The sequence below is a fragment of the Allobosea sp. Tri-44 genome (assembly GCF_004123845.1).
Lineage (GTDB): Bacteria > Pseudomonadota > Alphaproteobacteria > Rhizobiales > Beijerinckiaceae > Allobosea.
The window spans coordinates 182720-192623 of sequence record NZ_NBDP01000030.1 but is presented as its reverse complement, the minus strand read 5'-3'; the positions used below and the strand labels follow the sequence as shown (position 1 = coordinate 192623).

Annotated in this window: 11 protein-coding genes; 9 read left to right on the top strand and 2 right to left on the bottom strand. The window is 67.9% G+C overall.

Annotated elements, in window-relative coordinates:
• Window positions 1–157: 157 nt before the first annotated feature.
• The 8 genes from dusA (at window position 158) to B6S44_RS17360 (ending at window position 7765) form a co-directional block, all read left to right on the top strand.
• Complete coding sequence (gene dusA, locus B6S44_RS17395; RefSeq protein ID WP_129158146.1) at window positions 158–1180, top strand: tRNA dihydrouridine(20/20a) synthase DusA; 1023 nt, start codon at window positions 158–160, stop codon at window positions 1178–1180.
• Window positions 1181–1184: 4 nt separating this feature from the next.
• Window positions 1185–1640 carry a PaaI family thioesterase gene (locus tag B6S44_RS17390; protein ID WP_129158145.1) on the top strand — a complete coding sequence of 152 codons (456 nt, stop codon included), beginning with the start codon at window positions 1185–1187 and terminating at the stop codon, window positions 1638–1640.
• A gap of 237 nt (window positions 1641–1877) precedes the next feature.
• On the top strand, window positions 1878–4073 hold the full coding sequence (locus B6S44_RS17385; RefSeq protein ID WP_129158144.1) for a coiled-coil domain-containing protein: 2196 nt from the start codon (window positions 1878–1880) through the stop codon (window positions 4071–4073).
• Window positions 4074–4098: 25 nt separating this feature from the next.
• Window positions 4099–5142 carry a TAXI family TRAP transporter solute-binding subunit gene (locus B6S44_RS17380; RefSeq protein WP_465246121.1) on the top strand — a complete coding sequence of 348 codons (1044 nt, stop codon included), beginning with the start codon at window positions 4099–4101 and terminating at the stop codon, window positions 5140–5142.
• A complete protein-coding gene (locus B6S44_RS17375; protein ID WP_129158143.1) occupies window positions 5139–5768 on the top strand; it encodes a hypothetical protein in 630 nt (209 codons plus the stop codon). The genes B6S44_RS17380 and B6S44_RS17375 overlap by 4 nt, the downstream gene beginning before the upstream one ends.
• 24 nt (window positions 5769–5792) lie before the next feature.
• Window positions 5793–6302 carry a DsrE family protein gene (locus B6S44_RS17370; protein WP_129158142.1) on the top strand — a complete coding sequence of 170 codons (510 nt, stop codon included), beginning with the start codon at window positions 5793–5795 and terminating at the stop codon, window positions 6300–6302.
• A gap of 150 nt (window positions 6303–6452) precedes the next feature.
• Complete coding sequence (locus B6S44_RS17365; protein WP_129158844.1) at window positions 6453–7286, top strand: sulfite exporter TauE/SafE family protein; 834 nt, start codon at window positions 6453–6455, stop codon at window positions 7284–7286.
• Between the two features lie 11 nt (window positions 7287–7297).
• The gene (locus tag B6S44_RS17360; protein WP_129158141.1) at window positions 7298–7765 is read left to right on the top strand and encodes a GNAT family N-acetyltransferase; all 468 of its coding nucleotides are present in this window, start codon (window positions 7298–7300) and stop codon (window positions 7763–7765) included.
• Here B6S44_RS17360 and B6S44_RS17355 read toward each other — a convergent pair.
• Together B6S44_RS17355 and B6S44_RS17350 are read right to left on the bottom strand one after the other, a co-directional pair.
• Window positions 7722–7922, bottom strand: coding sequence for a DUF1289 domain-containing protein (locus tag B6S44_RS17355; protein WP_129158140.1), 201 nt, complete (start codon window positions 7920–7922; stop codon window positions 7722–7724). The genes B6S44_RS17360 and B6S44_RS17355 overlap by 44 nt on opposite strands.
• Complete coding sequence (locus B6S44_RS17350) at window positions 7919–8761, bottom strand: adenosylcobinamide-GDP ribazoletransferase (protein ID WP_129158139.1); 843 nt, start codon at window positions 8759–8761, stop codon at window positions 7919–7921. Before B6S44_RS17350 ends, B6S44_RS17355 begins: the two co-directional genes overlap by 4 nt.
• A gap of 115 nt (window positions 8762–8876) precedes the next feature.
• Here B6S44_RS17350 and cobT point away from each other — a divergent pair, with 115 nt between their 5' ends.
• Window positions 8877–9896 carry a nicotinate-nucleotide--dimethylbenzimidazole phosphoribosyltransferase gene (gene cobT / locus B6S44_RS17345; protein WP_465246130.1) on the top strand — a complete coding sequence of 340 codons (1020 nt, stop codon included), beginning with the start codon at window positions 8877–8879 and terminating at the stop codon, window positions 9894–9896.
• Window positions 9897–9904: the final 8 nt, after the last annotated feature.

Genomic DNA, 9904 nt, shown 5'->3' with positions numbered 1-9904 from the left:
CGCCATATAGGCGACTGTCCCATCCTTCCGAGGCCATTGGATGAGTGTGCCCATTTTCAGCACTGTCGTCAGATTTGTGACATTTGCCGTAATCGGATAGCGAATGGGCCGAAATGGTAAGAAATTGAACGTTGAGCGGCGAGTGGCTGTGAACGAAATGCCCGTAGAACCCGGGAAATTGGCGGATATCGGCCCTTGGCGCTTCTCCGTCGCGCCGATGATGGACTGGACGGATCGGCATTGCCGGATCGTCCATCGCCTGATGTCGCGCCGCGCCCTGCTCTATACCGAGATGGTGACGGCGCAGGCGGTGGTGCGCGGCGACCGGGAGCGGCTGATCGGCTTCGACGATGTCGAGCATCCGGTCGCGCTTCAGCTCGGCGGCAATGACCCGGTGCTGTTGGCAGAGGCAGCGAAGATCGGCGCCGATTTCGGCTATGACGAGATCAATCTGAATTGCGGCTGCCCGTCCGACCGCGTCCAGGGCGGTGCTTTCGGCGCCTGCCTGATGCGCGAGCCGGCGCTCGTCGGCGATTGCGTCGCGGCGATGAAGGCGGCGGTCGCCATCCCCGTCACGGTGAAGTGCCGTATCGGTGTCGACGACCAGGATCCGGAAGCGGCGCTCGATGCGTTGACCGAGGCCGTGCGCGCGGCCGGCGTCGATGCGCTCGTCGTCCATGCCCGAAAGGCCTGGTTGCAGGGGCTCTCGCCCAAGGAGAACCGCGAGATTCCGCCGCTCGACTATGAGCGCGCCTATCGCCTCAAGACCGCAAATCCCGATCTGATCATCTCGCTCAACGGCGGGATCCGGCAGCCGGAGGAATGGCTGCCGCATCTCGAGCATCTCGACGGCGTCATGCTCGGCCGCGAGGCCTACCAGAATCCTGAAGTGCTGCTGTCGGTCGACCCGCTGCTCTTTGGCGAGGACGCGCCGGTCGCAGACGCGTTCGAGATGCTGGAAGCGCTCGAGCCCTTCATCGCAGCTCATCTCGAACGGGGAGGGCGCCTGCACGCCTTCACTCGCCATCTCGTCGGGCTGTTCCCGGGTCGGCGCGGCTCGCGCCTGTTCCGCCGCCATCTCTCCGAGCACTGCGTCGCGGCGGGGGCGGGCCTTGCCGATCTGCGCGCTGCGATTGCCCATGTCGAGCGGCAAGTCCCGTCCGCGATCGCGGCGGAATGAGCGGATGCAGGCTGACGCTGTGATCGATCCCGCCCTCGTCGCCCGCATCGAGGCGAGCTTCGGCAAGCAGGCCTTCATGACGACACTCGGCGCTCGGCTCGTCCGTGTCGCACCGGGCGAGGTCGAGATCGTGATGCCGGTCTCGGCCCATCTTTGCCAGCAGCACGGTTTCGTCCATGCCGGTGCGGTCTCGACCATCGCCGACAGCGCCGCCGGCTACGCCGCGCTGACCACCATGCCGGCCGGCAATGGTGTCCTCACCGCCGAGTTCAAGATCAACCTGCTGGCGCCGGCGACCGGTGACGAGCTCGTCGCCAAGGGCAGGGTGGTCAAGGCCGGCCGCACCCTGACGCTCGCAATGGCCGAGGTCTTCGCCGTGACGGCGGGCAAGGCGAAGCTCTGCGCCATGCTGACGGCGACCTGCATGACGATCGCCGCGCGCGAGGGTGTGAGCGATTAGCTCGCACCACGCGAAACCGCTGCTTGGGCGGAGTACCCCACCGGGGCCGCCTCCTGCCCCGATGCTCGTCTTCTGGTCTTTTCGGATCTGAGGTCAGCTCGACCGGGACGAGGGCGAGGTCGACGCTCTCGCAGACGTCTGGAGACAGACGGCTCCGTTGGTGTCGGCCGCAACGAATTTGCAAGTGACCTGGTTCGCGGGGGCGCGCCAAGCCGCCGACCAAAAGGCGTCAGCCACATGCGCGACGTGATCGAAAGCGCATCGGGAGATGGGAAAGGCGCCATCGTCAAGAATGACGCCGGCTTGCCCATCGATACCGCTCACTGGACGGGGCCGTGGGTGGCGGGAACGCCGTCCGCCCAGCACGGCCGCACCGAAGCGTCCGGTACCCGACCGACACCTCCGGCGAAACCTGACGGACCGCGCGGCCGCTCCCGGGCCGGCCGGAGGCCGCGGCGGTTCATCCCCTTGGCGAGCGGCGTTGCGGCGGCGCTCCTGCTTCTCCTGGTCCCCCGGAACGCAGACCGACCGGATCCCGCGCAGCTCGGTGAGCGTGCGCTGTCGCCCGGCGAAGCCCCGACCGTCACCGCCGCGATGCCGCCGCCGAGCAATCCGGAACCGGAGGCCCAGCGATTGCCGAGGCAGGAGCAGGCCGGAGCCGCGGCGCGAGAGCTGGCCGAGGCACGCAGCGCCATCGCGATCCTGAATGCGCAATTGCGGGCTGACGCCGCCAAGAGCGAACAGGCGTTGCGACAGGAGCAGGACAAAACCGCCGTCTATACGCAGGAGGCCGCCGCCGCCCGGCAGGAGCTGACCGCAACCGTGGCGCAACATCGTCAGGCGCTTGATGGGGAGCGTGCGCAGCGCACCGCATTGGCAGACCAGCTATTGGTGTCGCAGCGCGACTTGCAGGCGCTGGCGCTGCAGCTGCGTGGCGCAAGCGACGAAATCGAGCAGCTCAAGCAGGCAGAGACCGCAAAGACCGCACAGTCGCTCGAGCAGGAGCGGCAGAAGGCGGCCCCGCTTGCGCAGGAACTGGTGGCCATGCGGCAGGAGCTGGGCTCGATAACGGCGCAGCATCGTCAGGCGCTGGACCAGGAACGCGCGCAGCGTGCTGCGCTGGCGGCCGAGCTGTCGGGCGCGCAGCGCGAGGTCGCAGCGCAGGCGGCGCAGTTGCGCAAGGCCAGCGACGAGGCGGGGCAGCTCAGGCAGGCGGATGCCGCAAAGGCCACGCAAGTGCTCGAGCAGGAGCGGCAGAAGGCAGCCCCCCTTGCGCAGGAACTGGCGGCCGTGCGGCAGGAGCTGGGCTCGATAACGGCGCAACATCGTCAGGCGCTGGACCAGGAACGCGCGCAGCGTGCAGCGCTGGCGGCCGAGCTGTCGGGCGCGCAGCGCGAGGTCGCAGCGCAGGCGGCGCAGTTGCGCAAGGCCAGCGACGAGGCGGGGCAGCTCAGGCAAGCGGATGCCGCAAAGACGGGGCAGGTGCTGGAGCAGGAGCGGCAGAAGGCGGCTGCCTTCGCGCAGGCAGTCGCGGCGCGACAGGCCTTGAGCGCAAACACGATGCAGCATCGCCAGGCGCTCGACGAGGAGCGTGCCCAGCGTGCCGCACTGACGGCGGAGCTGGCTGCGGCGCGGCGCGATGTCGAGTCGCAAGCCGTGCAATTGCGCAAGGCGGGCGAGGAGACGGGCCTTTTCAGGCAGGCGGAGGCAGCAAGGGCCGCGCAATCTCTCGATCTGGAACGGCAGAAGACGGCTGCCCTCGCTCAGGCCGCAGCCGCGCGACAGGAGCAGGCCGCGAACACCGCGCAATATCGCCAGGCGCTCGATCAGGAACGCGCACAGCGCGCCGCTCTGGCGGCTGAGCTGTCGGCGGCACAGCGGGAGATCGAAGCGCAGGCGGTGCAGGTGCGCAGGGCAAGCAACGAAGCGGACCAGCTCGGGCGCGCGAGCGAGAGCACGATCATGGAGCTCCGCCAGACTCTCCAGCAGGAGCACGATCGCGCCGCAGCCATGGCACAGGAGTTGGCATCGCTGCGCCCGGCAGGGCGTGCGACCGCCGAGCCTGCGTCGGCCGGCGAGGGTCCCAAAGCGCCGCAGGCTGTGGCCGTCGCCGTGACGGGGCAACCGATGGCCGCCGAGCCCCGGAACAGCCCGGACGCGACGCGGCTGCTCGCTCGGGCGAGCGCATTGCTCGGTCAAGGCGACATCGGTTCTGCCCGGATCGTGCTCGAACGCGCAGTCGAAACGGGCAGTGCCCGGGCAAGCTTCATGCTCGCGGAAACCTACGACCCCCGCATCCTGTCCGCCTGGGGGACCTATGGCACGCGCGGCGAAGTGACGAGGGCGCGCGAGCTTTATGCGAGGGCGCAGTCCGGCGGCATCCCGGAGGCGAAGGATCGCGTCGAGGCGCTGCTGCAGGCGCCCGATGGGTGAGTTACGGCCAAAAGGAGATCAGAGAATGACCATGTCTAGGGGACGACACCTGCTCCTGCTGATCGCGCTGGCCGGGCTTGTTCCAGCGCTCGAGCCCGCCAGTCTGCAGGCGCAGACAGCCCAGATGAACGCCGCGAGCGCCGCCTCGCCACGACGCATCCGCCCGCCACCGACTGAGCAGGAGAAGATGAATGCCTGGACCGTCGGCCTCGCCGCGGGGTTGATCGAGGGCGCACCGCTGCGCCTCGGCGCCGAGATGGCCCGCGTCGTCGACGACGGGTCCAATCTGCATGTGCTGCCGATCGTCACCCGCGGCGCCACGGAGAACCTGAACTCGCTGCTCTATCTGCGCGGCATCGACACGGCGATCATCAACTCCGATGCCTTGGAAGAGTACAAGGCTCAGGTCCCGCAGATCCGGCGCAAGATCACCTATGTGCTCAACCTCTTCCCCTCGGAGCTGCATGTTTTCGTGCGGCCTGAGATCCAGAACCTGCAGGACCTTGCCGGCAAGAAGGTGAATTTCAACACCCTTGGCACCGCGGCCGCCTATTCGGGTCCGATGATCTTCAGCCGTCTCGGCGTCAACGCGGAAAACACCTTCATTCCCCATCAGGTCGCACTCGAACAGATGCGCAAGGGCGAGATGGCGGCCGTCGTCTTCATCACCTCGAAACCGGTCGATGCATTCGTGCGCGGCCGCTTCGAGCCCGGCTTCAAATTCCTGTCGGTGCCGTATGACAGCAAGTTCGAGGACTACTACCTGCCGGCGGTGCTGGAGGCCGGCGAGTATCCCGGCCTGATCAAGGCGGGCGAGCGGGTGTCGACGATCGCGGTGCCGACTGCTCTGGTCGCGTTCAACTGGGCTCCGCAGACCAATCGCTATGAGCGCGTCGCCCGCTTCGTCGACACCCTGTTCAGCCGTATCGAGAAGCTGCAGGGCCCCGGCTTCGACGCGAAATGGAAGTCGATCAATCTCGCCGCGACCGTTCCCGGCCTCGACCGCTTCCCGGCGGCGCAGGAATGGCTGGATCGCAAGGCGCAGGCGCAACGTGCGGCGAGCCGATGAAACTGATCATGCTCTCCGTCGCCTTCGAGATTGCGAGCAGGATCGCCTTCGCGCAGGGCGCGTCCGATCCGATGGCGCAGCTTCGCGCCTGCTCGCTGCTCGATCCGGCGGAGCGGCCTGCCTGCCTGAACAAGTTGCCACAGCCCGTGACGGTGCCCGCACGCCAGGTGGGCGATGCCGGAGGCTGGGTCATCAGCGAGACCACCTCTCCAGTCGACTACACGCCGATCGTCACCGCCACCGCCTTCGCCGAAGGCAATGCCAACGGCTCTGTGAAGCAACTCTCCATTCACTGCCGCGGCGGCCGGACGGAGATGATTGTCGGCGGGCCGGCGCTCTCCGAAGGCAACGGCGAATATGGCCTGACCTATCGCCTCGACGGCAGCCAACCCGTGCAGGTCGCAGCGGGCCGGCCTTCGTTCGGAAGCGGCGTCGCATTCAGGGGCGATGTCGTCGGCCTCCTATTGTCGCTCCCCGGCGAGGGCGGCATCGCCATCCGTCTCACGACGCGCGCCGGCGCTGTCCATGACGGGTATTTTTCCCTCGCTGGCGTGAAAGCGGCGCGGGACAGGGTCGCCGCAGCCTGCAAATGGCCGCGCACCCTTGCCAGGCCACGTAGCGAATAGTCCTCGAACCATGGGCGGGATGCGATGATGATGAGCTTCAAGGATTTCCTCGGCACAGCACTGGCGGTCGGTGTGGTGCTGTCCGTCGCCACTTCACCCTCGGCCGCACAGGGCACGAAGCAGAGCTCGGTCCAGGCGCCGAAGCCACCGCCCGCGCCTGAAAGGAAGCCGCACCGGCTCATCCTGCAGGTGAACACGAACGAGGCTGCGATGATGAATCTCGCGCTCAACAATGCGGCGAACGTGGCGCAGTACTATCAGGATCTCGGCGAGAAGGTGGAGATCGAGGTCGTCACCTTCGGCCCCGGCCTGCACATGCTGCGCGACGACACCTCGCCGGTGAAGGCGCGGATCAAGGCGATGACGGCGAGCACGCCGGCCATTTCCTTCAAGGCCTGCGGCAATACCCAGGGCAATATGAGCAAGGCTGAGAACAAGGAGATCGCGCTCATTCCTGAGGCGTCGGTGGTGAAATCCGGTGTCGTCCGGGTTATCGAGTTGCAGGAGAAGGGCTGGACCTATGTCAGGCCGTGATCGGCCGCGACCGAAGGACAGGTCTGCATCGCCCTGAAGCGGACTTGGCGACACTAATCGCCCCCGCGCATGCCAGCCCTGCCGGCTGATCCTTGCCCTTTCCGGCCAAAGCCCTAAGAGCGGCCCGACTTGTCCTGCTCTTGGTATATGATGATCGCCGGCATTCCCCTGAACGACCTGATCTTCCTCGCCGTGTCGCTGATCGCGGCCGGCGCCGTCACCGGATTGCTCGCCGGCCTGTTCGGCGTCGGTGGCGGCGCCGTCATCGTGCCCGTGCTCTACGAGGTCTTCCGGGTGATCGGCGTGCCGGAGGAGGTGCGCATGCCGCTGGTGGTCGGCACCTCGCTGGCGGTGATCATCCCGACCTCGATCCGCTCCTACCGGGCCCATCTCGCCAAAGGCATGGTCGACACCTCGATCATCAGGATCTGGGCGGCGCCGGTCGTGCTCGGCGTGCTCGGCGGCAGTCTGATCGCGCGCTATGCGCCGCCGGACCTGTTCAAGGCGGTCTTCGTCGCGGTCGCCTTCACCAGCGCGATGCGACTGCTCTTCGCCTCCGACCGCTGGAAGTTCGGCGACGATATGCCTCGGCCGTTCCTGATGCGGATCTATGGCCTGATCATCGGCGTGCTCTCGTCGCTGATGGGCATCGGCGGCGGCCAGCTCTCCAGCCTGTTCATGACCTTCTATGGTCGGCCGATCCATCAGGCGGTGGCGACCTCGTCCGGTCTCGGCATCCTGATCTCGATCCCCGGCGCGCTCGGCTACATCTATGCCGGCTGGCCGAAGATGGACATCCTGCCGCCGCTCTCGCTCGGCTATGTCTCCTTCATCGGCTTCCTGCTCTTCATCCCGACCTCGATCTGGACGGCGCCGATCGGCGCGCGCCTGGCGCACCACCTCTCGAAGCGCCGGCTGGAGGTCGCCTTCGGCATCTTCCTGCTGGTCGTCTGCGCCCGCTTCTTCTGGTCGCTGATCTCCTGAGGGCGGGAACCATGGTTGCCGTGCGCCCTTGCAGGGAGACCGATCATCCGGCGCTCGCCGGTTTGATGGCTGAGATGCAGGCGCATTACGGTGTGCCCTGTCCGCCGGATGCCGAGATCAGGGCCGGGTTGGCGAAGCGGCCGGCGGGAACCGAATTGCTCGTCGCCGAGCATGGCGACGGGCTCATCGGCTTCGCCGCCTTCTCGGCGATTTATCCAGGTCCCGGCCTGAAGCCCGGCTTTTTCCTGAAAGAGATCTACGTCACGGAAACGGCCCGTGGCCTCGGGGCCGGCCGGGCATTGCTCGCCGAACTGGCGCGGCTGGCGCTTGCACGCGGCCTTCGCCGGATCGACTGGACGGCGGCGCGCGACAATGAGCGGCTGCTGCGCTTCTACGAGAGCCTCGGCGCGAAGCCGCAGCCGGAGAAGGTCTTCTTCAGGCTGACCGGCGAGGGCCTTGCCCGCCTCGCGGAGGGTTGAGCCGCTCGTCCAGCGTTGCCATGATAGCGAGCCGCTCCGCCTCCGAGAACCGCGACCACTGCGCGATCTCCTGCAGGGTCCGCCCGCAGCCCTGGCATAGCCTGCTCGCCGGATCGATCACGCAGACCTTGATGCAGGGGCTGGAGATTGCGCTCATCGCCCGCCCCAGCCGATGACGATGGCGAGGCCGAGATAGATCGCGATCTCGCCGAGCTGCTGCGCTGCGCCGAGAATGTCGCCTGTCTGGCCGCTGATCAGGCTGATGGCGGTGCGCGACAGCCAGTATGTCGCCAGCGCTGACAGCATGAGGCCAAGCAGGATGCCAGCGAGGGGAAGCGCGCCTGCGGCAATCAAAAGCAGGGCGAGGGCGCCCGACAAACCGTAGGCGACCGGCAACACCGACCGCTCGGGCCGCCCGACCGAGGCGGCGGCACCGTCTGGCCGGGTCGGCTCGATCATGGCGAGGATACGGATGCCTTCGACGCGCGACCAGGGCGCGGCGACAAGCACGGTGGCGGCGAGCGCCCACGCTCCGGCGCCTTGCAGGATCGCGGCGAGCGCCGTCACCCGCAGCAGCAGCGAGAGCCCGAGCGCCAGCGCCCCGAAGGTGCCAACGCGGCTGTCCTTCATGATCTCCAGCCGCCGCTCCGGCGTGTGTCCGCCGAAGAGCCCGTCGGCCGTGTCGGCGATCCCGTCCTCATGGAGGGCACCCGTCGTCAGCACGAGCGCGGTCACAGTAAGCGCCGCCGTCAGCAGCGCATCGACACCCGCAAGGCCCGCGAGCAGCGCGATCAGCGCAGCAGGTAACGCGATCACCAGCGCCGCGAAGGGCAAAGCGCGCGGCACCAGCCGGAAATCCGGCAGGGCATGCGCGCTCTCGCCCGGCAGCGCCGGCACCGGCAGGCGCGAGTAGAAGCGGATGCAGGTCGCGGTCGCGATCAGCCAGCCCGGCCAGGTGGGCGCCTGCGTCGCATCATCGCTGTCGGTTTGCGCCACTCTGCCCTCGGATTGTCTTCGTCCGCTCCAGCCTATAGCAGCAGCGGCAACGCGGCGGCGACCTCATGCCGCTCGATTCCCTAGGCTTTCAAGATCGGCTCCTCAGATGTCTGCGATGCCCGCCTCCGGCCTGCCCTTCGACGATATCCGCAACCTCATCGCCGGCATGCCAGGCCCCGACATGGCGGCGGCGAACACCGTGCGCGCCCGCGACAAGGAACTGACCAAGCCGGCCGGCAGCCTCGGGCGGCTGGAGGAGATCGCCGAATGGCTCGCCGCCTGGCAGGGCAAGGCGCCGCCGCGCGTCGACCGGCCGCTGGTCTGCGTGTTCGCCGGCAATCACGGCGTCGTCGCCCAGGGCGTCTCGGCTTTTCCGCAGGCGGTCACGCGCCAGATGCTGGAGAACTTCGCCGCCGGCGGCGCGGCGATCAACCAGATCTGCGCCGCCTATGATCTCGGCTTCAAGGTCTTCGATCTCGCTCTCGACCTGCCGACCGGCGACTTCACGCAAGAAGACGCGCTCGACGAGCGCGCCTGCGTCGCGACCATGGCCTTCGGTATGGAGGCGCTCGCCGGTGGCGCCGACCTGCTTGCGCTCGGCGAAATGGGCATCGGCAATACGACTTCGGCTGCGGCGATCTTCGCCGCGCTCTATGGCGGCGGCGCTGCCAAATGGTGCGGCCGTGGCACCGGCGTCGACGATGACGGCCTGAAGCGCAAGATCGCGGCGGTCGAGGCCGGGCTGAAGCTCCACGCCAATCACCTGAGTGATCCGCTCGAAGTGCTGCGCCGCTTTGGCGGCCGCGAGATGGCGGCGATCTGCGGTGCCATCCTCGCCGCCCGCTTGCAGCGCATCCCGGTGATCCTAGACGGCTATGTCGTCACCGCCGCTGCCGCGATCCTGCATGCGCTCGACCCGTCGGCGCTCGACCATTGCCTCGCCGGCCATCTCTCGGCCGAGGGCGCGCATGCGCAGGCGCTGGTCAAGCTCGGCAAGCAGCCCTTGCTGGCGCTCGACATGCGGCTCGGGGAGGGCACTGGTGCAGCGCTCGCCGCCGGCCTCGTCAAGGCGGCGGCCGGCGTGCATTCCGGCATGGCGACCTTCGCGCAGGCACAGGTGTCGGGGAAGGCCTGATAGCGGCG

Excerpts from the sequence above, each read along its gene's own strand:
- dusA (WP_129158146.1), top strand. The coding sequence starts at position 158 with ATGCCCGTAGAACCCGGGAAATTGGCGGATATCGGCCCTTGGCGCTTC.
- B6S44_RS17390 (WP_129158145.1), top strand. The coding sequence starts at position 1,185 with ATGCAGGCTGACGCTGTGATCGATCCCGCCCTCGTCGCCCGCATCGAG.
- B6S44_RS17385 (WP_129158144.1), top strand. The coding sequence starts at position 1,878 with ATGCGCGACGTGATCGAAAGCGCATCGGGAGATGGGAAAGGCGCCATC.
- B6S44_RS17380 (WP_465246121.1), top strand. The coding sequence starts at position 4,099 with ATGACCATGTCTAGGGGACGACACCTGCTCCTGCTGATCGCGCTGGCC.
- B6S44_RS17375 (WP_129158143.1), top strand. The coding sequence starts at position 5,139 with ATGAAACTGATCATGCTCTCCGTCGCCTTCGAGATTGCGAGCAGGATC.
- B6S44_RS17370 (WP_129158142.1), top strand. The coding sequence starts at position 5,793 with ATGATGATGAGCTTCAAGGATTTCCTCGGCACAGCACTGGCGGTCGGT.
- B6S44_RS17365 (WP_129158844.1), top strand. The coding sequence starts at position 6,453 with ATGATCGCCGGCATTCCCCTGAACGACCTGATCTTCCTCGCCGTGTCG.
- B6S44_RS17360 (WP_129158141.1), top strand. The coding sequence starts at position 7,298 with ATGGTTGCCGTGCGCCCTTGCAGGGAGACCGATCATCCGGCGCTCGCC.
- B6S44_RS17355 (WP_129158140.1), bottom strand. The coding sequence starts at position 7,922 with ATGAGCGCAATCTCCAGCCCCTGCATCAAGGTCTGCGTGATCGATCCG.
- cobT (WP_465246130.1), top strand. The coding sequence starts at position 8,877 with ATGCCCGCCTCCGGCCTGCCCTTCGACGATATCCGCAACCTCATCGCC.